Annotated in this window: 18 protein-coding genes and 1 pseudogene; 2 read left to right on the top strand and 17 right to left on the bottom strand. The window is 55.4% G+C overall.

Going from position 1 to position 21,017, the window contains the following annotated elements; translation table 11 throughout:
* Nucleotides 1–39: 39 nt before the first annotated feature.
* The 4 genes from SD71_RS18365 to SD71_RS18350 all read right to left on the bottom strand — a co-directional run bounded on the left by SD71_RS18365 (nt 40) and on the right by SD71_RS18350 (nt 2,695).
* On the bottom strand, nt 40–1,386 hold the full coding sequence (locus tag SD71_RS18365) for an NfeD family protein (protein ID WP_235427235.1): 1,347 nt from the start codon (nt 1,384–1,386) through the stop codon (nt 40–42).
* Nucleotides 1,387–1,604: 218 nt separating this feature from the next.
* Entirely contained in the window at nt 1,605–2,048 is a 444-nt protein-coding gene (locus SD71_RS18360; RefSeq protein WP_041066507.1) for a GatB/YqeY domain-containing protein, read from the bottom strand.
* Between the two features lie 15 nt (nt 2,049–2,063).
* The gene (gene rpsU, locus SD71_RS18355; protein ID WP_005547957.1) at nt 2,064–2,237 is read right to left on the bottom strand and encodes a 30S ribosomal protein S21; all 174 of its coding nucleotides are present in this window, start codon (nt 2,235–2,237) and stop codon (nt 2,064–2,066) included.
* Nucleotides 2,238–2,344: 107 nt separating this feature from the next.
* Nucleotides 2,345–2,695: a histidine triad nucleotide-binding protein gene (locus SD71_RS18350; RefSeq protein ID WP_041066494.1), complete on the bottom strand. Its 351-nt coding sequence runs from the start codon at nt 2,693–2,695 to the stop codon at nt 2,345–2,347.
* 171 nt (nt 2,696–2,866) lie between these two features.
* Between SD71_RS18350 and SD71_RS18345 the strand changes: the two genes are divergently transcribed.
* Entirely contained in the window at nt 2,867–4,810 is a 1,944-nt protein-coding gene (locus SD71_RS18345) for an FAD-dependent oxidoreductase (RefSeq protein ID WP_235427234.1), read from the top strand.
* Between the two features lie 172 nt (nt 4,811–4,982).
* Here SD71_RS18345 and SD71_RS18340 read toward each other — a convergent pair whose 3' ends face one another.
* The 8 genes and pseudogenes from SD71_RS18340 to SD71_RS18320 all read right to left on the bottom strand — a co-directional run bounded on the left by SD71_RS18340 (nt 4,983) and on the right by SD71_RS18320 (nt 15,362).
* Nucleotides 4,983–5,585, bottom strand: a complete 603-nt coding sequence (locus SD71_RS18340; RefSeq protein ID WP_041066491.1) for a hypothetical protein — start codon at nt 5,583–5,585, stop codon at nt 4,983–4,985.
* A gap of 13 nt (nt 5,586–5,598) precedes the next feature.
* Complete coding sequence (locus tag SD71_RS26055) at nt 5,599–6,390, bottom strand: PD-(D/E)XK nuclease family protein (protein ID WP_326998787.1); 792 nt, start codon at nt 6,388–6,390, stop codon at nt 5,599–5,601.
* Complete coding sequence (gene addA, locus SD71_RS18335) at nt 6,285–9,458, bottom strand: helicase-exonuclease AddAB subunit AddA (protein WP_326998786.1); 3,174 nt, start codon at nt 9,456–9,458, stop codon at nt 6,285–6,287. Before addA ends, SD71_RS26055 begins: the two co-directional genes overlap by 106 nt.
* A complete protein-coding gene (locus SD71_RS25685) occupies nt 9,455–9,679 on the bottom strand; it encodes a hypothetical protein (protein WP_268747767.1) in 225 nt (74 codons plus the stop codon). Before SD71_RS25685 ends, addA begins: the two co-directional genes overlap by 4 nt.
* Complete coding sequence (locus SD71_RS26050) at nt 9,621–10,568, bottom strand: PD-(D/E)XK nuclease family protein (protein ID WP_326998793.1); 948 nt, start codon at nt 10,566–10,568, stop codon at nt 9,621–9,623. The genes SD71_RS25685 and SD71_RS26050 overlap by 59 nt, the downstream gene beginning before the upstream one ends.
* 1,578 nt (nt 10,569–12,146) lie before the next feature.
* Nucleotides 12,147–12,985: pseudogene (locus SD71_RS25165) on the bottom strand (PD-(D/E)XK nuclease family protein); the annotation flags it as partial.
* A gap of 381 nt (nt 12,986–13,366) precedes the next feature.
* Entirely contained in the window at nt 13,367–13,588 is a 222-nt protein-coding gene (locus tag SD71_RS18325) for a hypothetical protein (RefSeq protein WP_041066488.1), read from the bottom strand.
* A gap of 382 nt (nt 13,589–13,970) precedes the next feature.
* A complete protein-coding gene (locus tag SD71_RS18320; RefSeq protein WP_041066485.1) occupies nt 13,971–15,362 on the bottom strand; it encodes a class I SAM-dependent rRNA methyltransferase in 1,392 nt (463 codons plus the stop codon).
* 101 nt (nt 15,363–15,463) lie between these two features.
* Between SD71_RS18320 and SD71_RS18315 the strand changes: the two genes are divergently transcribed.
* Nucleotides 15,464–16,444 (top strand): Na/Pi cotransporter family protein, encoded by a 981-nt coding sequence (locus SD71_RS18315; RefSeq protein WP_041066482.1) that lies wholly within the window; start codon nt 15,464–15,466, stop codon nt 16,442–16,444.
* Here the strand turns inward: SD71_RS18315 and SD71_RS18310 are convergent.
* The 5 genes from SD71_RS18310 to prmA form a co-directional block, all read right to left on the bottom strand.
* The gene (locus tag SD71_RS18310; RefSeq protein ID WP_041066480.1) at nt 16,441–16,881 is read right to left on the bottom strand and encodes an NUDIX hydrolase; all 441 of its coding nucleotides are present in this window, start codon (nt 16,879–16,881) and stop codon (nt 16,441–16,443) included. The genes SD71_RS18315 and SD71_RS18310 overlap by 4 nt on opposite strands.
* 93 nt (nt 16,882–16,974) lie before the next feature.
* Nucleotides 16,975–18,324: a tRNA (N(6)-L-threonylcarbamoyladenosine(37)-C(2))-methylthiotransferase MtaB gene (gene mtaB / locus SD71_RS18305; protein WP_041066477.1), complete on the bottom strand. Its 1,350-nt coding sequence runs from the start codon at nt 18,322–18,324 to the stop codon at nt 16,975–16,977.
* Between the two features lies 1 nt (nt 18,325).
* Nucleotides 18,326–19,093: a 16S rRNA (uracil(1498)-N(3))-methyltransferase gene (locus tag SD71_RS18300; protein ID WP_041066475.1), complete on the bottom strand. Its 768-nt coding sequence runs from the start codon at nt 19,091–19,093 to the stop codon at nt 18,326–18,328.
* Between the two features lie 66 nt (nt 19,094–19,159).
* Entirely contained in the window at nt 19,160–19,870 is a 711-nt protein-coding gene (locus SD71_RS18295; RefSeq protein ID WP_041066472.1) for a site-2 protease family protein, read from the bottom strand.
* Nucleotides 19,867–20,853 (bottom strand): 50S ribosomal protein L11 methyltransferase, encoded by a 987-nt coding sequence (prmA, locus tag SD71_RS18290; RefSeq protein ID WP_041066469.1) that lies wholly within the window; start codon nt 20,851–20,853, stop codon nt 19,867–19,869. Before prmA ends, SD71_RS18295 begins: the two co-directional genes overlap by 4 nt.
* Nucleotides 20,854–21,017: the final 164 nt, after the last annotated feature.

The raw sequence follows: 21,017 nt of genomic DNA, 5'->3' as shown, positions 1-21,017 counted from the left end.
TGTACCTCCGACGTTATATTTGGCATTTCGTCATTGCTTTCATTTCGACTGCGGCTGCTGTAATTCCTTTACGACAATACGTGTTCCGTCAGCGCTGATGACCCGAACCGGTTTGCCGCGTTCCACGAACTCGCCGGAAGTGACCACGTCCACCCGCTGCCCCCCGATTTCGGCGACTCCTGCGGGACGCAGCTCGGAAAGCGCGAGGCCCTCCTGTCCCAACCAGCTTTGCCGGCCCTCATTAGGCACATATCCTTGGTCCGCCGTTAACTCATCCCGAAGAATGAACCGGTTCCAAATGCCTTTACGGCGGAAAATATAAGCAAAAATAAGGATGATTACCGAGGCGACCAGCACAGCGATTCCAAGAGACTGCAATGCGTTCCCCGTATCAAACGCCCCCATTGTGATTCCGAAGATGAGCGCCGCGATCCCAAGTATACCTAGAATACCGAAGCTCGGAACGAACATCTCCAGAACCAAGAGAATAATGCCGAGAATGAACAAAACCATAGATTCCATGCCCGCAAAGCCGGCAATCGACTGACCGAAGAAGTAGAGACCGAAAGCGATCAAGCCCGTGAATCCCGGCACTCCGAAACCCGGAACCAGCATTTCAATCGCGATTCCCGCAATTCCAAGGATCAGGAGCAGCGTTGAAATACCGGGGCTCGTCACTACTTCCGCAATTTTCTCGGCCAGAGAAGGGTTCATATCGATGACCTGGCGGTCGGAAAGTCCCTTCCACTCAATCACTTCATCCGTCGATTTGGCCGTGAGTTCCGAATAGCCCACCTTTAGCGCGCTATCGGCGGATAACGATAAAATTTGCCCTTTTTCTTTGGTCTCGCCCAATTCCTTCAGCTCCACGACACGTTTCGGATCCACCATGCCGATCGCGATCGCCGGATTACGGCCGTTCAACTCTGCCGCCGATCTCATCTCCTCCGCCCAGAAGGAAACGTATTTCGGATTTTCCACCGGATTTCCCGCAGCATCTACGATCATTGCCGCACCGATGGTCGTACCCGGCGCCATGGCGATATCGCCGGCATTCAAAGCCAGGTATGCGCCGGCCGAAGCGGCTTTACCTGTGACGAAGGCTACGGTTGGAACCGCGGACGAACGTATGCGCTGCCCGATCTCCTCGGCAGTGTCCAATCGGCCGCCGGGAGTATCGATTTCCAGAACAACGAGAGAAGCTTTCGCCTGCTCGGCTTCCGTCAGCGCCCTGTCGAGAAACGACGACAGTCCGCTCTGAACGGTCTGTTTCACAGGGATCACATACACGGCTCCGGCAGACGGGGTATCCGCCGCCTGGACCAGGCCGGCCCATGCGCCTGCGGCAGGAATGCCGAGGATCGCGATGAACAATAGTAATCTCAATTTCCCTATCCACCCGGAAACCCTTCTCCGGTTCGTACCTGTAGGTACCAAGCTCATTCCTCCTGCTTTATCCAGCTCATGCGCCATTAAATTACTTCAGCGCACTGATCGAACATTTTCACAGATTATGATACTACTACGATGCGAATCGCTTTATAGTTTCATTCGAACGCAAAAAGCACTCCCCTTTCAGGGAGTGCCTGTCGTTCGCATGGGAATCATTGCAGAAATTGCTGGACGATCGCATTAACGAGCTTGCCGTCAGCGCGTCCCTTCACCTTGGGCATTAAAGCACCCATCAATTTCCCGAGATCGGCTTTGGAAGAAGCACCGGTTTCTTGCATGGTCTGCACAACAATAGCTTTGACTTCTTCTTCGTTCAGCTGCTGCGGAAGATATTGCGTGATGATCTCAATTTCTCCGGTAACGTTAGCTACCAGGTCTTCCCTGCCGGCTTTTTCAAAATCTTGGAGGGCATCTCGTCGCTGCTTGAGTTCACGGCTCAATATATTAAGCGTCTCGCTGTCTTCAAGCGGGCGGCGCAGCTCGATTTCCTGGTTTTTGATCGCTGCACGAACCAATCGAATCGTGGAAAGTCGGAACTTGTCCCCGTCCTTCATCGCTTGTTTCATGTCTTCGTTCAAACGTTCCGCGACGTTCATGAGTGCGGATTCCTCCTAGAACTTGCGTTTACGAGCGGCTTCGGACTTTTTCTTCCTCTTGACGCTCGGCTTTTCGTAGTGTTTGCGTTTCTTAACTTCCGCGAGAACGCCGTCTTTTGCGATGGAACGCTTAAAGCGGCGGAGTGCAGCGTCGATTGTTTCATTTTTGCGTACTTTCGTTTCGGACACCTGTTTTCCCTCCCTCCGCTAACAGACCACAATACACGGTTATCAACCCTCATTATATGTGATTTCGAAAGGGGGTGTCAACTTGAGAGTGGTCAAAAATGAGCTTGTCAGCCCTTGGAATTTAAACCCCCCAATTTCTCCCCGCCCAACACGTGAAAATGAATGTGGAATACGAGCTGGCCCGCATTTTTGCCGCAGTTGTTAATGATACGGTATCCGGTCTCTTCCAGCCCCGCTTCCCGCGCTATGCGCTGGGCGGTCAACAGCACGTGCCCCATCAGCTCGGCGTCATCGGGTTCCGCTTCAGCCATTGAAGCGATATGCTTCTTGGGAATAACGAGCATATGTACAGGCGCTTGCGGCTCGATATCATGAAATGCCATAACCCGTTCGTCTTCGTAAATTTGGGTGGACGGGATCGCTCCTTGAATGATCTTACAAAAAATGCAATCGTCCATGAAAAAAACACCCCTTTGAATGAATGATCCTTATAGGTAATCATATCTTATTTGCTGCCTGCTCGTCCAACCTGCCAATCAATCTAATTTTAATATAGACCGGCAGTCTAATTTCTATTGGAAAAAGGCTCCGCACGATCGTATAATGGCATACGAAAGGGAGTGTGCAACGTGAAAACTCCTATTTGGCGGGCGTCCACCCGTACGAAAAGAGCCCATGCCGTGGAGACTGCCCTGCGTCTCTTCGCCGAGCGCGGCTACGATCAAGTTTCCGTAAGCGATATCATAGAGGCGACCGGCACGTCGAAGGGCACGTTCTACCACTACTTCCACAGCAAACAAGAGCTGCTGAGCGAGCTTCCGCTCCGCCAGCTCGCCATCGTGGAGGCATGGACGCAGCGCGCCTTTGCACAGGGCGCTTCTCCCGCGGGCCGGGTTAACAGCTTGCTGCTCGAGCTGGCCAAAGCTCTCGGCGACAGCCCCCGGCTGGTCAGGAGCCTTTACTCGATGAGCGGGCAAGAGCCTCTGCTCGGCAAGGCGCAGCAGCAGCTGGCGGCGGCCTTGATCGACTGTCTGGCGCATTGGCTGGAGGATCGGCGGAAAGCGGTCTATTTACACGATATTTATAGCGGAACATTATGGAGCTGGGCAGCGGGCGCTCATCCGGATCTGGAAGAGGCGCTTCGCAGCAATTTATATTGGGCCTGGCGCGGAATTAACAATGAAACGCAATCCGGTCATGACAATCAAGAGAGCCCGGATTCGACGGGCATGGCATTAGAGGAGGAACCGGTCATGGAAGTGGCAGTAATAGGCGGAGGTTTGGCGGGATTGACTGCCGCGGCGTATTTGAGTCAATCTCCAGGAGTGCGCGGCGTCGTATTCGAACGCAGTCCGCAGTGGGGCGGCCGCGCTTTTACTTATGAGAAATCCGGATTCACATTAAATTACGGCGCTCATGCGATTTACGGCATTGACCGCCACACGATTGCCAAGCTGGAGAAGGAATTGGATTTGAATTTCTCCAGCAAACAAGTGGACAAACGCAAGGTTATGTACGAAAAAGGGGAAAAGGTGACGCCTGCCCCTCTCGATTTCGTCAATTTGGTCAAAACGGATGTACTTTCCGCTGGCCAAAAGGTTCGATTCGTAGCCGAAATCAGCGCGATGATCGCAAATATTCACCAGCTTCGCAAATACCCGACTCTGGGAGACTATTTGGCGGAAACCAGCCAGGACGAAGATTTGAAAGAGCTGTGGGAGCACCTTGTCTGTTCCAACTTTTTTATCTCTCCCGAGGACGCGCGACGCGTACCGGGTCATGTCATCAGCGACTATTACCACAATCTTTTTCTCTCTCAGAAACCGGTGAATTATATTCTCGGAAGCTGGGCGGTTATCACCAATCAATTGAAAGCGAAGATCGAATCATCCGGGCGCTGGGAGACGGCGGTGCAAGAAGGTGTGGACGGGATCCGTTATGAGAACGGCAAGTATCTGCTGACTACGAAAAACCGCGAGCAAGCCTTCGACAGAGTCGTGTTCGCCATGCCGTCACAGCAGGTAGTTAAGCTGTTAAAAGGAACCCCGTGGGAGCCGTTTATGGCTGATTATGAAGCCAATACAGCGACCGAAGTGCTTGTATATGACGTCGGTCTCAGCCATGTGGTGAACCGTCCGTTCTCTTATATCAGCGATATGAATAATAAAATGTTTATTACCGACGTTTCGGCTACGGACCACACGCTCGTACCCGAAGGCGGCCAGCTTCTGCAGGGTGTAGCCTATTTGTCGGACGAATCGTTCGGCGGAGACACCGACCGGCGGGCCTATCTGGACGAACGCCAAGCGCAGATGGAAGCGCTGTTCGACCGTCATTATCCCGGCTGGCGCGATGCCGTGACGGTGAAGCGGATGAGCAAAAAAGCGATGGTGCAAAGCGTGAAGAACGTCGCAGGCAACCGGCTCCTGCCTAACCGGATGGAGAGCGTGCCCTTCTACTTCTGCGGAGACGGCTGTGCCGGCAAAGGAGAGCTTGCGGAACGCGCATTCTCCAGCGCCCGCATCGCGGCCAAGATGCTGTTGGAACAAGTAGAGCTTGCTCTGGCAAAATAATGAACTCATAGCGTAAATTCAAAAAGCCCTGACGATTGCCGGTAAAAGCAATCGTCAGGGCTTTCCTGTGCGGTGTCAGTGGTTTAAATGCAGTGAAATGACGTCGCCGGATGAATTAAGCCGCTGCCAGCGGTTTAATTGCAAATGACGCGAGGGCTTTCTTAATGCGGTGTCACTCCGGTTTCCCCAGGTGAGTCAGCATTGCACTAAAAGCCTGCACCCGTCGGATCCATACTCCGCCGGTTGCCATCTCCCGATATCCGGCTTCCCCTGACGGCGGGCGAAACAAATTCAGCGCCTCGCTCATATTCGCAGATGTGCCGGCTATCCTGCTGAGCTCACTGCGTTCCTCTTCAGTCAGCGCACCCTCATGTTCTCCGGCGGTTTGTATTCTTTCAAGAACGGCGCTCATCGAGTCTTCAATCGATTTCTTCTCTTTGTCTCTCGGCTCCGCCGGCATATCGTGGAGAAGAGCTTCAATCAGAAAATCCGCAGCCTCTTCACCGGCTATGACGGCCGCACCCAGCTGCTCTTTTGCTTCAAGACGCTCTGCCTCCGACTTACCGTTAAGCAGGCCTTGCGCACCGGAGTGTAGGCGTTCCGCGAACATAATCGCATAATTATATCCTTCTGCGAGCCGCTGCCCGCGTTCCGTCTTCTCTCTTTGATCGTGCAGCAGCGATTTGGAGTAAAACATAATGCACAGCGTGCTCAATACGGTAACCACAATCAACAGAACGGGCACCGTATAGGAACGCTTGCCTTTTTCCGACATGCAGCTTCCCCTCCTAGACTAAACGAACGGTTTGGCCGCCGTCGAAGAAATATACATATGCTTCTTTCACGGGCCGTCCTAAAATGGCTGACACCGCGCCGCAATATTGTTCCACCTGGAACCGATGCTTTTCCGCAGCTTCCTCTCCTGCCAATCCTTTAAGCACATCTGTCTTATAGTCGACCAGAACCAAGCCGTCGTCTTCTGCGAACAAGCAGTCGATGACCCCTTGTATAATGACGGTTTCCTCTGCAGGCAGACCGCTCACTCCTGGGTATACTTTGTCAGCCGCGATACCGTAGGTGAATGGCACCTCTCGCCATACTCGAGCGGAGGCGCGCATCCGATCGTAAATCGGTGTTCGGCAAAAGACTGCTATTGCAGCCGCGTCTACACCCTGCCGCTGCTCGCCGGACAGGATGCGTTTGGCAACCAGCGAATCAAGCATCTCCGTGATCGTATTCTCATCGATTCCATCTGTCATCGGCAGATGCTGCATGACGAGGTGGAATGCCGTGCCCCTTTCCGCAGGGCTCAGGCTTCTGGCAGACATAAACTGAGGCCGCCGTAATCGAAACGAACTTGCGGCATTAACAGGCGGTTCATCCCATCCCTCAGCGGATTGTCGTTCCTTCTCTTGATCCAGTGAAGAATCATCGTGGCCGATCACCGGTGACGGCGGCGATGCGTCGTTCTTCTTCAAAGCGGTAATGGAAGTTTTCGCGGCGACCTGAGTCGAAGCTTCATTCGCATATTTCCATGAGAGGATCCGGGATACTTCCTCTGCAGCTTCGGAAACCGGCACATCAATCTCCCGGGCATTCCGTACCGCCTCCCACAGCCGCTCGGCATCCGGTTCCGCCTGTCGCACTGCTGCAGCTTGCCGGGTGTAAACGACGGAAGGAACGATTCTGCATGTCCATCGGCGAGTGTCCTCCGGCAATTCGGACGCGATGACGGCAGCCGGGCCCAGCCAGTCGAGATATCGGTTGGCCGCGGCAACGGCATAATCGGGCAGCCCGTCCTCGGACATCGCGGCCGTTTCCTGCCACTGTTCCCATGCTTCGCAGCGTCTTTGCTCGTACCAACCAAGATCAGCTTCTCTTTCGGCCTTGTCAGAGCTACGTACAGCACCCGCATTTCCTCGGCGAGCATCTCTGCAGCCATCTTCCTGCGGATTGCAAGCTGAGGCAGCGTCGGATACGTTACACGCGTCTCCTTCTCGACGACTTTGGGGCCGAAGCCAAGCTTCTTATGCTTCAAAAACATTCCGTTCAAATCACGCTTGTTAAAACCCCGGCCAAGCCCCGCGGCAAAAACAACCGGGAACTCCAGCCCTTTGCTGCGGTGGATGGACACGATCCGTACCACATTCTCGCTTTCACCCAGTGCGCGGGCCGCGCCGAGATCCGCCCCCGAATCCCTCATCCTGCCGAGAAAACGCAGAAACCGGAACAACCCGCGAAAACGGGACGACTTCTCATACTGCGTCGCCCGATTCACAAGCGCCCGCAAATTCGCCTGCCGCTGGACGCCGCCCGGAAGACCGCCGACGAAGTCGTAATAGCCGGTTTCCCGGTAGAGCATCCACAGCAAATCTCCAAGCGGCTCGCGTCTCGCGAAATCACGCCAGCCTTCAAGTTTGCTCACAAAGCCCGCGGCCGTCTCCCTGAAGCCATCAGGCGACGCGTCTTGCACACTTTCTGAAGCTGCGTTCAGCGCTTCCCAGAAACTGCCTGAGCGCCGGCTCAGACGCACCTGCGCGAGCTGTTCCGCAGTGAAACCGACAATCGGAGAGCGAAGAACCCCTGCCAGCGGGATATCCTGGTGAGGGTTATCGATGATCGCAAGCAGGGACAGCATCACATCCACTTCGGTAGCCGCAAAATACCCGGTAGCCAGATCCGCATAGGCCGGAATGCCCGCCGCCTTCAGCTCATCGAGGAACACCGGCGCTTGTGCGGACACCGCGCGCAGCAGAATGACGATGTCCCGATACTGAACCGGACGGTGCAGCTTGCTTTTGCCGTCATACACAGCGAAAGGCATCGATTCCTTGTCGTCTGTCCCCATCAAGCGCCGGATCTCGGCGGCGATGCAGCGAGCCTCCAGCTGAGCCGTTTCTGCATCTTCCACTTCGGTATTCTCATCGGGAGCCGAGTCGTCCGCCGCTTCTCCGCCTTGTGGCGGCTCCTCGGCAGTATCCGTTGTGCCTGCGGAATCCAACAATATCATTTCTACGGCATACGGATTCGGCGTTCCGGCATCGGGATAGCCCTCCCCATAAATCAGCTCTGCCGCCCCGTCGTAGTTCATTTCACCCACCGGTTCCCGCATGATCAAGCGGAACACATGGTTAACTCCGTTCACGATTTCGCGGCGGCTGCGAAAATTCCGGGCAAGATCGATGCGGAGTCCTGCGACGCCGGACATGGAGCCGCTGTGCGCGGCAGGGTCAGCCGTCTCATAGGTTCTGTATTTTTCCAGGAAAAGCCCGGGCTCCGCTAACCGGAACCTGTAAATGCTCTGTTTGACGTCCCCGACCATAAATACGTTGCCGGGTTGTACGGTCGAGATGAGAGAGACGATCGCTTCCTGTACTTCATTCGTATCCTGGTATTCATCCAAATAAATTTCCGAGAATCGTTCCCGAAAATTAAGGGCGGCAGCAGAAGGCACGGTATGCTCGGGAGTGGACGACGGATCCCGGAGGATGCGCAGCGCATAGTGCTCCAGGTCCCCGAAATCCAACAGCCCCTTCGCTCGTTTCGCGTGCTCGTATCTGCGGCCGAACTCCGCCGTCAGCTCCGACAGCTGGCTCATGGAAGGCGCCAGGTCCCTAAGCTCGGCGGCATATTGCTCGGGCGAACGGACGAGCCATTCTTCAGCCAGCTTCGCTGCAGCTTTCTTTGTCGCATCCCGAAGCGACTTCACCCTGTCCTGCAGCAGAGGGTCATAGTCGTCCCCTTTGCACGGCTTCAACCGGCCGAAGGCAATCGCCGACACCGCCGTCTGCCAATCCGTCCATGCACCCTTGTCAAAAGCATCAGCCGCCTTTTCCAAACCATCGATATCTGCGAATATCGTATCGATATACGGTTCGGGACCTGCGGGCTCATGACAGATACGAAGGGCGCTCCGCAGCAGATGCAGCGTTCCTTGCAGCAGCAGCGCGGCGTCGTCCCTCAGGCTTTTGACCCAGAGCGATTGAAGCAGCGATTCGGCTTCCGCCTCTTGAAACTGCTTCGACATCTGCTGCAGCCAATATTCAGGCCAGGGATGGCTTCCCGCAAACTCATGCAGCTCCAGTACGAGCCGGTGAAGAGGCTCATCGCTGCGTTCGCCGCCGAAGTGATCGGCAAGCTGGGCGAGCGCCCCCGACTCTCCTTCGTTCTCGTATCTTTCCTCGAACAATTCATCCAGCGTGTCCATACGCAGCAGCTCAGCGTCCGTCTCATTCGCCATGCGAAAGCCGGGGTCCAATTCGATCAAAGGGGCGTAGCGCTCCACGATTTCCAGACAGAAGGAGTGAAGCGTCGTTACGGACGCTCTGGGAAGCAAGGCGAGCTGGCGGCGCAGGTGGCGGGAGTCCGGATCTCTGTGCAGCGCTTCGTCCAGCGCGTGCCGGATCCGTTCCTTCATCTCAGCCGGCGCGGCCTTGGTGAACGTTGCGACCAGCATGGCGTCGACGTCCAGCGGACGCTGCTCGTCCGCGATGCGCGATATGATTCTCTCGACCAGCACCGCCGTCTTCCCTGAACCTGCAGCTGCAGCCACGAGAAGGTTCGAACCGTCTGCGGCAATTGCCGTCCATTGCTCGTCCGTCCAACGGCTGGCGTCCGGTTTAACCGGCCAGTGTCTCAACAATGTCACTCCGTTACACCCCCTTGTGCTGCAAGCCTCTGCCACAATTCATCGCGGCTGCCCGGCTTATGTAAAACCTGATATGGATTTCCCTCCACTTGGCTGTCAAAATGGCAGACCGGCCGAAACTCGCAATGTGTGCAAGGGCTGCGGCGTTCCATCCGGTACGGCTTAATGGCAACCTCGCCTTCGACGATTCTTTTGCCGATACGGCGAATTTGCGATCGCACCGAAGAACGCAATACGTCCCACTGCGTGGAGTCGGCCACTTGCGAACGCGCGGAGAAGCTGCCGTCTTTTTTTGAACTCGACGGGGATGACTGCGGACTTCGTTGTTTGATTTAACGATTCGTCCATCAGCTTGACTGATTCCCCGTCCGCCAGCAGCAACCCCTGCATCCGATACTTGCGGAACATCAAATCCTCCGCTTCTTCCTTCGACACCCCATTCGCCGTATGCAGGAGCGGGTTCTGCACGTGGAAATACAGCACTCCTGCCGGCTGCGCCGGCCGCCCCAGCCAATGCGGGGCATGCGATACGACAACGTCCAAGTAGGTAAGCATCTGCAAAGATAATCCGTGCGCCACTTCGTCGAGTTTCAGCTTAACGGCGCTGGACTTGTAATCCATGATGCGCAGAAGCAGGCCTTCGGCAGACTCTGCGGCATCGACCCGGTCGATCCGGCCGGCAATATCCATCCAACGTCCATTCCCAAGTTCGAGGGATAAAGGCGGAAGCATGCCGTCTGGACCGAAGCTCATCTCCAACCCGACGGGCTTGAACGCCGACAAGGCGGCATGCCCGCCCAGCATCGTCGAGGCTTGGGTGACGATATCCCGCAGCTTGCGGGCCATTAATCGATGACGATGCGAGGACAGCAAAATCTGCGACTGAACGCGCGGCAGAAGCCTGTCCACTGCGGCTGCCGCCTCCATTTGCCAGCGGAGCGCATCCATGCCTGCTGGGCCTTCTGCGAACAGCTTCTCGGTCGTTTGGCGCAGGGCGGCATGGAACAGCTGCCCGATATCCGGCGCATCCATTCGGTAAAGCCGCCGCTCTTTGAGCCGCAAGCCGTGAGAAGCGAAGTGCCGGAACGGACAGGATACGAACCGCTCCATTCGCGATACGCTGGCGAGCAGCCGATCTCCATACAGAAGCCGGCTGGTTTCCGCCTGCAGCGGCTGTTCTTCATTCGTATAGTTCAAGGACGAAATCAGGGAGACGAGACGGTTCTTCCACTCGTCTTGTTCCCGCATCCAGTCATACACGGACCACCATCCGGGAACGATGCCCTCTCCCTGCCGCCAGCTTCGCAAGCGCGATATTAAATGAGTGAGCGCTCGTCCGGGGTGCGCCGCAAACGCCAGCTGTTCTTTTTCCGATTCCACCCCTAGCGGTTCGCCGGATAGAGTCCTCAACGGAAGCCCTGGAAACCATTGCTTGAGCCGGCGGATCCACTCGGACGGCAACAAACCTTGGCCTTCATCATCTGCAAGGGCATAGCTGATCCACAAATGCCGCGACGCCGTCGTTAACGTCATGTATGCAAGAAAACGCTCGTCCAGCAATCGGCGGCGCGCTCCCGGCGCCATGGTCAAGCCCGCCGAAGTCAGACGCTCCCGCTCGTCCTCGGCCAAGAGTCCGTTTTCGGATATTTTCATCGGCATGACGCCGTCATTTACCCCTAGCAAATACACGATCCCGATGCGATCCGAACGGGTGCGCTCAGGGCTGCCGATCAGAACGCCGTCAAGCGAAGGCGGTACGGCTCCAAGCTTCAACTCTTCCAAACCGGAATCGATCATGCCGGCGAACAGCTGCAAATCGAGCGTCTGATCCCCCATCAGCTCAACCAGCTGATCGAGCAGATTCATGACACCGTCCCACAAAGGCCGGTACATGGCCATTCTTCCCGGATTACCCGCGTTCGCATCTTCACGGCTCCACTGCTCCAGCCGGTCTGCTGCAGCCGTATCCTCCAAAAAAAGATACAAGCTTTCGCATAGATCTTTAACGGTCGCCCCGGCCTTCATACGCCGTTCCATCGTTCTTAGAGGCTTCAACATCGCGTCCCGCAAGGCCAGCAGCGACTTCATCGCCTCGTCTGCGCTGTCCGGCACGTCCTCCGTCTCCAAATCTCCCATCGACAGCGGATACCAGACTCTATCATCATGCCAACGCCAGCCGTCGATGCCGGCTGCAAGTGCGTAGTTCTCCAATCGGTCGATTTCGTCGCGCGTGACGACGGCGTCGGCAGAGCCGAGCAGATCCGTCTTGGCGCAGCGAAACACAGCTTCCGCCTTCCATCCGCCGGCTACACATTCCAAAGCGGAACGGATGAACTCTACGAAAGGATGGTGAGAGACCGACATTTTGCCGTCCAAATAATAGGGAATTCCATAATCTCCGAATACGGCGGCGATCAGATCCGCGTAATCTTCCATTCTGCGCAGGAAGACGGCCAGATCCCGCCAACGGCTGCCGTCTTCCCTGACGCGCCGCAGCATATCGCGCGCAACCGCTTCAACCTCTGCCCGGCGGTTAACGGCAGCGTGAACGGACAGACCGCAGAGCGGATGCTCCGGCTGCAGCAACGCTTGATCTCCGTCCCAGCTTTCCCGAGTCTCCCAATTGCGTTCCAAGAAAGCAAGCATAGGGTTCGCCGCAAATCGCGGCGGTACATCGGGGGCAAGCACGACTGCGGGTTCCACCGGCAGACCTGCCGAATCCGCCGCTTCGCATAATCTTGCGGATGTTTCGGCGGTAGGATGGAAAGCGTCCAGTTCGTCCGGCCGTTCCCCGGCCAAGTATGGCCGATCTACAGTCAACGTGACGGACACCCGGTTAACACGTCGCATCAGTGCTTCCAGAACGGCAAATTCATTAGGCGTAAAGCATGAAAGCCGTCCAGCCATATTTCGGCCCCCTCCAGCACGGAGGACGTTGCCGCACCTTGCGCCAGCCAGCCCAGCATATCTTCCCCGTCCAGCCAGCGGCCGGTTAACTCACGCTCCATCTCGGAATATACGAGCGAAAGATCGTGCAGCTTGTCCGACAAAAGGGAAGAAGCCGGATTGCCCGAAGCTGCATGCACAGTCGCCGCTGCCGTCGCGCGTAATTGCTCGCTGCCCACTCCGTATCTTTTCATCTCCGTTAACAATTCGTTCAAACGGCTGATCAGACCGGATTCGGTCGGTCCGCCGCGAAACAGCTTGAGAGAATCCCGACGGGCCTCCAACACTTTATGTAAAAGCATCGCTTTACCGTTATCATGTATAGGGACGACAGCGGAGCCGCCGGTTTCCTGCATGACGCGGAAAGCCAGCCTGCGGAAACTGAGCACCTGCGCCCGCATGAATCCGCCCAAACCCGGTGTCGCCGCCATCGCATATTCCGCTTGAAAGGTTGCTTGCTCCGGCACAAGCAGAATAAGCGGCGCTCCCTGTGGATCCTGCTGCAGTTTGCCGCGGATCTCGTCCAGACAGAGCCTCGTTTTTCCGCTGCCGGAACGACCCGTTACGAGCCGAAGTGACACTAGAGACACACCCCCGGTTATAAAACATCATTCTTCGATAATTGTACCATATGACCGGACACGCGCACAGGCGTTCGCTGTTTTGTCACGAAGATACGGACATTTTGTCCGCATCCGCGGACGCCGCGAGAGAAAGTAGAGTTGATACGGACATTTTGGGCGCAACAGAGAGGAAATTTTACTCAGCAACCTCAGAAATCATGATGATACGGACATTTTGTCCGCATCCGTGGGCGCCGCGAGAAAAAGTAGAGGGGATACGGACATTTTATCCGCATCGTGGGCGTTGCGAGAAAAAGGTGCGTGTATACGCAAAAAGACGCCCTTTCGGGCGCCGTCAACAAATATTTGCAAAACTTTGTATTTACACTTATTTCCGATTTACGAGATATTCATATACCATTTACTGCCGTCGGCAAATTTGAAAATCGCAGCGTCCGTCCAGAGTTCGATATAACTCACGTTTTTCCACCGGCGGCGAAACTCGAGATCGTCAGCCATATTCTTCATGGCGTTGTTGAAGCGGTTGCGGGTGTTGCCTTTTTTAGCCCTGTTCTGAATCGGGACCGCCCGTTTGCCGAACAAAATCACTTCGTGCACCATCGTTCCATTCCTCCCGTATCCTATCCCTTAACCTTAAGGTAAGCGAGAGACGTTAGAAATGTTCACGAAATTTCAGCAACCAAAACGGGCTTCAGCTAACAATTTCTTAACAAATTTCAGGAGGTTACTGCGGCTTGCCTGTCACACCGTGCAATGTAAGGCCGTTCGCCGGCCTTGCAGCCTGGCAATAGCTCTCAATGTTTCTCTGTAAGTCCGCTCACCAACCTTACAGCCGTGCGACAGCGCGCAATGTTTCTCTGTAAGTGCGCTCACCAACCTTACAGTCGTGCCACAGCCCACATTGTGTCTCTGTAAGTCCGTCCATCAGCCTTACAGCCATGCGGCAGCGTGCAACGCTACTCTGCAAGGCCGCTCACCGGCCTTAAAGCTCCCTCCGGCTGCGGACTTCGAAAATTCCGAACTTGAGATAATGGCCTTCCTCAACGCCGGCCAGCTGGGGATGGTCTTTGCCGGCTCCGCGCCAGTCGACGCGGCGGATGATTTTACCGGCGTCGCGCGCGGCTTCCTGGATCGTCTCCAGGAACAGCTCGGGCCGCACATGGTACGAGCAGCTGGCCGTTACGAGATAGCCGCCCTCATTGAGAAGCTTCATCGCCTGCAGATTGATGTCCTTGTAACCCCGGCATGCTCCGGCTACGGCACGTTTCGTCTTGGCGAAAGCCGGAGGGTCAAGGATAATGACATCCCAAGTGCGCCCTTCAGCGGTTAAAGGTTTCGAGGTATCCACTTTAACTGCCGCTTCCTTAACCTGGCCTCGTGTCTGCCGTTCATCACGGCCATGTACCTGCTGCCTCAAGTAGTCGAACGCATCTGCCGCCACAAACTCGACCCGATCGGTAAAACCGTTCAGCTCGGCATTGTGCTTGGCGGTTTCCAGCGCATGCTCGGATATGTCCAGGCAGGTCACCTTTTTCGCACCGTATTTGCATGCGTGCAAGGTGAAGCTGCCCGTATGGGCAAAGCATTCCAGCACGGTTGCGCCGTCCCAGTAAGGGAATGTCACTATGTTTCCTTTGGCATTAACGGGCACCATTTGACTCTTGCCGTCCTCCATCGAACGTTCCTGCAGCGTAATTCCGCTCCGCGAGCCCCAGCCCCTTACCAGCGGTTCGATGGCAGCGCGGTTCTCGCGCTGGTCGAAGAAGTAACCCGTTTTCTGGCCGGCTTCAATATCCACCTGAATTTTCAGTCCGTTTTCCTCTATGACAAGATGCCGCGGACAATCCCCATATAGGACGCCGGTACGTTCTTCCAAGCCTTCCAGCGTCCGCACGCCCACATCGCTGCGCTCATAAATGCCGCGGGGAGCGAATACGTCGATCAATGCGGAAAGCCAAGCTTCTCTTGCTTTTTCCATGCCCAGCGACAGCACCTGGACGACCAGAACATGATCGAAACGATCCACAATTAATCCCGGCAAAAAGTCCGCTTCCCCATACACGAGACGGCAAGAAGCCCCCTCGCCCAAAAAGCGTCTGCGATGCTCCCCTGCGAGAGCAAACCGCGAACGAAAAAATTCGGCGTCCATACTGTCCAATGTTCCAAAGGAGACAAGCCGCACCGTAATTTGCGAGGCCGGGTTCCAATAACCCGTTCCAAGCAGCAGCCCGCGATGGTCGCGGACTTGTACGAGCTGTCCGGGCTCCGCGTCGCCTTCTTTTTTGGCGATTTCGTTCGCATAGATCCACGGATGCCCTTCCTCCAGCCGCGGCCTGCGTCCTTTGTTTAACCACACCGACGCTTGTTCAGCCAATTGTCCCACTCCTTTTATCCACACATAAACTTGTCCTGAGCTCGCATAGTCATTAATGGAATAATCCAATAACAGATTCGTTCGGCAGGAGGAAAATAAATATGATTTCCGGCATCATCGTACCGTCTCTTGTTGGGTTTGCTCTGCTGCTGGCGGGCATGCAGCTGGTGGAAACCGCGCTCCATCGATGGGCCGGACGAAGGCTTTCACACTGGGTCGCCCGTTCCACGGCCACGCCCATTCGAGGATTTGCCGTCGGCACCGCCTCCTCGGCTCTCCTGCAAAGCAGCACTGCCGTTACCGTACTTACGATCGGCTTCGTCAATGCCGGATGGCTCTCCCGGGCCCGCAGCTTTGGCATCATTCTCGGCACGAATGTCGGAACCTGCCTGACGACGGAATTGATGGGCTTGCAGCTTCATCGGTACGGTTACCTGATCGCCTCTCTCGCCGCGCTTGGATGGTTTGTGTCTGCGTTGTTTGACGAAATGAGACCTTCCCCTGCTTCCGCCCCTCCAGCCTGGAATTCTCCGCTAAGATACCTTTCCGTGGCTTTGGGCGGTTTCGGAGTGCTGCTGATCGGTTTCAAAATTTTGCAAAGTATGGGACCGACCTTGCAGGCCAACGGCTACTTCGACTCATTGATGCGCCACGCGGATGAATTCCGCTTCTGGGGCGTACTTGGCGGCGCGGCGCTTACCGCATTGGTTCATTCTAGTGCCGCTGTCATCGCTTTATGTATGGGACTGGCGGGCACAGGCGCCATTACTCCTGAAACCGGCATTGCCATCGTGTTAGGCGCAAACATCGGCACATGCTTCACGGGGCTCGTCGCCTCATTGGGAGGAGGGAGCGGCGGACGGTTTGTCGCATTGTCCCAATTGACGCTGAACGCTTCAGGCGCTCTGCTCTTTTACCCGTTGATCGGCCTTCTGCTGGCTTCCTCGCAATTGCTTGCTCCGGAAGATCCTGCGGCACAAATCGCACACGCGCAGACAATGTTTAACGTCGTCTGTTCGCTGCTCGCTTTGCCGCTGGCCTATTTGCCGTTCCGGCGCCCGTTCATCCAATCGCCGCTTTAGACAGATGCCGGCCCTGCTTTGATCCCCAGCCGGTTATACGCCAAAAGTATCACGTCGTCGTTGTTATCGTAACCGGACGACGATTGCAAGCGCCAGGCTTCGTCCGGTGAATACCAGGCGACTCCTTTTATCTCTTCCACCTGAGCCTGAAGGGAACCCTCCATGGCTTCTACCAAAAAATAGTGAACTTCCTTATTTATCGTGCCCAGCTGTGAATTTTCATATTGATAGGCAACGATGTTCAAAGGGGCTGCGATCGTGCCGACAACGCCCGTCTCCTCTTCAATTTCCCTGAGCGCCGTCTGCTCGACCGTTTCTCCCGGCTCCATCTTACCTTTTGCCAGCGTCATTTTACCGAAACGATCCTCAATAAGTTGAATCTCCACCTGGCCTTCACGCCTGCGGAATACGACTCCCCCTGCTGAAACTTCTCTCATATCAAAGCCCCCTGATCATCCACTATGTAGAAAAAGACTTCACTCCGGCACGAGGCTTGCCCTCTCGCCGAAATGAAATCTTTTAAGACGAGCTCACGCTTGCAATGCAACCGGCAGCGCTTCTCCGCGGGCGACTTCCAGAAGCTCGCCGCGGCATTCGTTAACGCCGGAATCGGTAATGCGCACACGGCAAAGCTTCCCGATCAACGATTCGTCGCCGTTCAGAACAACCTGCAGGTAGTTGTCGGTGTAGCCGGATACGAGTCCCATTCCCTCCGAGCCTTTGGCTTCCCGCTCAGGAATGACATCAAGCACGCGTCCCACCCACTCGCGGCCATAAGCTGCTTGCATCCGCTCCGACAGCTCGATCAGTTTGTGGACCCGCTCGTGCTTCACTTCTTCATCCATTTGATCTTCCATCCGCGCGGCCGGCGTTCCGGTCCGTTTCGAGTAGGGGAAGACATGCATCTCAGCGAATTTCAACTGCTCCATGAAACGGTAGCCGCTCTCGAACTGCTCTTCCGTTTCGCCGGGGAATCCGACAATGACGTCGGTCGTGATCGCCACGCCGGGCATCGCTTCGTGCAGCCGGGTGATTTTCTCCGCGAATTCCGCTGTGGTGTACTTGCGGCGCATCCGTTTCAGAATTTCGTCGTTACCCGCTTGCAGCGGAATATGCAGGTGGCGGCACATTTTCGGCGAGCTGTTGAGGATCGCGATCATTTCATCGTCAATCTGGCTTGCCTCAATCGAGCTGATCCGAATCCGCTCCAGCCCGTCGATTTTGTCCAGGTCGGAAAGCAGGTTGGCCAGACGATAGTTTTCCAGATCGTCGCCGTAACCGCCGGTGTGTATACCCGTCAACACGATTTCTTTGTAGCCGGAGGCAACAAGCTGGCGCGCCTGATTCAGCACGCTTTCCGGCTTGCGGCTTCGTGACAGTCCCCGCGACCACGGAATGATGCAGAAGGTGCAGAAGTTGTTGCAGCCCTCCTGGATCTTCAGAAAAGCGCGTGTCCGCTCCGCGAAATCCGGAACGTCCAGTTCTTCGAACTCCCGTGTCTTCATGATATTGCGGACTGCGTTCACCGGCTTGCGGTCATTCTGGATGTCTGTGACGAACGACATCAGCTTCTCGCGATCCTGTGTTCCGATGACGAGATCGACACCGGGGATGGCCATAATCTCCGCAGGAGAAGTTTGTGCGTAACAGCCGGTAACCGCAATAACGGCGTCCGGATTTCGGCGGACAGCCCGGCGAATGATCTGCCGGCTTTTCTTATCCCCCGTGTTCGTCACCGTACATGTATTAATCAAATAAACGTCAGCCGTCTGCTCGAAATCCACCTGCTCGTAGCCCTGGTTTTTGAACAGCTGCCATATCGCTTCCGTATCGTAAAAGTTCACTTTACAACCCAAGGTGTAAAATGCCACGCTAGGCATCTCAATTTCCTCCCAATTCGCCGGACTCGTATGCCAGACAAGCCAGTGCATAAAGCGCAGCCGTCTCCGTCCGTAATATTCGTTTGCCTAAACCGATCAATCGTGCGCCTGAAGCAGCGGCGGCTTCCGCTTCCTCAGGTGTAAACCCGCCTTCGGGACCGATCACCACAAGCACTCGCGGCGCTTCATTGTTGCAGCCGGACCGAAACCTGGTCAATAAATCCTTTAACCCATTGCCGCTGCGGCCTTCTTCCTCATAACAGAACAGAACAAGATCAAATTCCGGCATCTGCTTAAGAAGCGATTTCCACGAGCCGACCGGTCTCACGTCCGGAATCACGCTGCGGTGGCTTTGCTCGGCCGCTTCTTTGGCGATTTTGCGCCAGCGCTCGAGCCGCTTTGCTTCCTTGCGTTCATCATATTGCACGACGGTCCTGTGGGATAAGAACGGCTGAAAAACAACAGCTCCCGCCTCCGTGCCTTTCTGGATGACAGTCTCCAGCTTGTCCCCTTTGGGCAAGCTTTGCGCAACGGTAACTTTCCAAGCCATCTCCGCGTTCGTCTGCAGGCGCTCGGTAATTTCCGCCGTCACTTTATCTTTATCGACCGTTACGATTGTGGCGATTACGTCCCGGCCGGTGCCATCGCATGCAATGAAGCTGTCGCCGGGTTTAGATCTCATGACGGCCGCCGCATGGCGGGCGTCATCGCCTTCGAGCGCAACGGAATGTTCTCCCATCTGCTCCGGAGGCACAAAATATCGCTGCATGAATGACAGCCTCCCGCTTAATTTCCAAACTCCATCATACCTCGTTCGGCTGTTACACGCCAGCGTCTATAATTGCAGGCCGGACAACCATCGGATAAAGTTGACGCTCGGAGGACCGAAGAAGAAATCGAGCACGTTCAGCATCCCGTAATAGATCGGAATTCTGAGCGCGAATAACGGACCGATCGTTACGGCGCGAAGCGGTGGAATGAAGAGAAGAAGAAGAAAGATGAAAGCAGTCCACTGTTCGGCGCGCTGCATTTGCATTCTTAAACGAATCGGCGCAAATTCCTCTACAATTCGGTACCCATCTAAAGGCGGAAGCGGAATTAAGTTAAATATAAAGAGCAGCACGTTGATGCGGATCCATAAAGTAAAAAAGATTCTAAGCGTTTCATCCATCGCAAAAGACAAGCCGCCCAGCGTATTCGTTGCATCCAAAATGTAAATAGCAAGCATTCCCAGAAATGCGAGCAAAAGATTGCTGAGCGGACCCGCTGCCGTCACCAGTATGCTCATCAGGCGCGGCTTTTTAAATCTGCTGCGGCGAACCGGAACCGGTCTGGCCCATCCGAATCCGGCGATCAAAAGGAATATCATCCCGATCCAGTCCAGATGTGCCATGGGATTCAAAGTTACCCGGCCTTCCATGTAAGCCGTGTCGTCTCCGAATTTCCAAGCTGTCCAAGCATGGGCAAATTCATGAACGCTAAAAGCGATAAGCATAACGAGTATGATAAAAGGAAGTTGATCAAGCGTAAACCAGAATAAATTCACCCCTCGTCGTCCTCCTTCGGTTTACCTGCTACGAAAGCAAGCCAATCCTCTTGTCTAACGACGTCGACGATCTCGAATCCGGCGGCGAGCAGGCCCGCTTCCACATCCGCTTCTTTGTTCTTGTAAATTCCCGAGGCGATATAAATACCGCCTGGCTTGAGTACTTCGTATACATCCGCGGTAAACAGCAAAATGATCTCGGCAAGGATATTGGCGACGACCAGGTCGACGGGCGGGGTAATGCCTCCATCTGTTCGTGCCGTTCCTTTACGGAGCACGCCTAATAAATCGCTGTGCCGCACCTCGATCGTATGTTCCAAGCCGTTCAGCTTAATGTTCTCCGCGGCGCTGGAAACGGCGATCGGATCAAGGTCCAGTGCCAAAACCTTGGCTGCCCCCAGCTTAACGGCGCCTATTGCCAATATGCCGGAGCCCGTGCCGACATCGATGACTTGTTCGCCTCCGGTAATCGAACTCTCCAATGTGCGCAAACAGAGCGCCGTCGTCGGATGAGTGCCCGTGCCGAAAGCCATGCCGGGATCCAGCTCGATAATGAGCTCATCGTCGCGCGGCGTGTAATTTTCCCAGGTCGGTTTGACCGTCACCCGGTCCGACACGGCGATCGGCTTGAAATATTTTTTCCATGCGTCCGCCCAGTCGTCCTCATGAACGTCTCCCATTTGAATCGTGAACTCACCGGCATCGTACCCATACTCCGGCAGCCCTTGGAGCAGCTTGGTCAGTTCCGAAGCGATCGCATCGATATCGATACCTTCCGCAAAATATCCTTTAATAACCGCATATCCGGGACGGATATCGTTAAGAGGCTTGTCGTACCACTGGCCTAAGGAAGTATCCCGGGGTTTGTCCTCGGACCAGGACTCTTCAATAGATACGCCTCCCGCACCGAGCTCATAAAGATAGTGTGACACCATTTCCTGTGACGGTTCCGTCGCCAGGACGGTCAATTCATGCCAACGCAAAGGCCGTTCCTCCTCCAACCTTATCGGTCGTTCGATGGTTATCATTATACACGTACTGTTTTGTTCGTTGCAAAACACACCCGGACGCTCCCCGACGGCCAGCATCAGCCATTTTAGACCACCTGAGTGAAGTACACATATCCCTTTCTTGCCTTTTGCTGTCT

This window comes from Cohnella kolymensis, assembly GCF_000829465.1.
GTDB classification, from domain to species: Bacteria; Bacillota; Bacilli; order Paenibacillales; family Paenibacillaceae; genus Cohnella; species Cohnella kolymensis.
This window is presented reverse-complemented; position numbering and strand designations above follow the sequence as displayed.

Bases quoted from the DNA above. Each gene is read 5' to 3' on its own strand.
- SD71_RS18360 (WP_041066507.1), bottom strand. From the start codon at position 2,048: ATGAACGTCGCGGAACGTTTGAACGAAGACATGAAACAAGCGATGAAG.
- SD71_RS18350 (WP_041066494.1), bottom strand. From the start codon at position 2,695: ATGGACGATTGCATTTTTTGTAAGATCATTCAAGGAGCGATCCCGTCC.
- SD71_RS18340 (WP_041066491.1), bottom strand. From the start codon at position 5,585: ATGTCGGAAAAAGGCAAGCGTTCCTATACGGTGCCCGTTCTGTTGATT.
- SD71_RS26050 (WP_326998793.1), bottom strand. From the start codon at position 10,568: ATGGAGCGGTTCGTATCCTGTCCGTTCCGGCACTTCGCTTCTCACGGC.
- SD71_RS18325 (WP_041066488.1), bottom strand. From the start codon at position 13,588: ATGGTGCACGAAGTGATTTTGTTCGGCAAACGGGCGGTCCCGATTCAG.
- SD71_RS18315 (WP_041066482.1), top strand. From the start codon at position 15,464: ATGATTTCCGGCATCATCGTACCGTCTCTTGTTGGGTTTGCTCTGCTG.
- SD71_RS18310 (WP_041066480.1), bottom strand. From the start codon at position 16,881: ATGAGAGAAGTTTCAGCAGGGGGAGTCGTATTCCGCAGGCGTGAAGGC.
- mtaB (WP_041066477.1), bottom strand. From the start codon at position 18,324: ATGCCTAGCGTGGCATTTTACACCTTGGGTTGTAAAGTGAACTTTTAC.
- SD71_RS18300 (WP_041066475.1), bottom strand. From the start codon at position 19,093: ATGCAGCGATATTTTGTGCCTCCGGAGCAGATGGGAGAACATTCCGTT.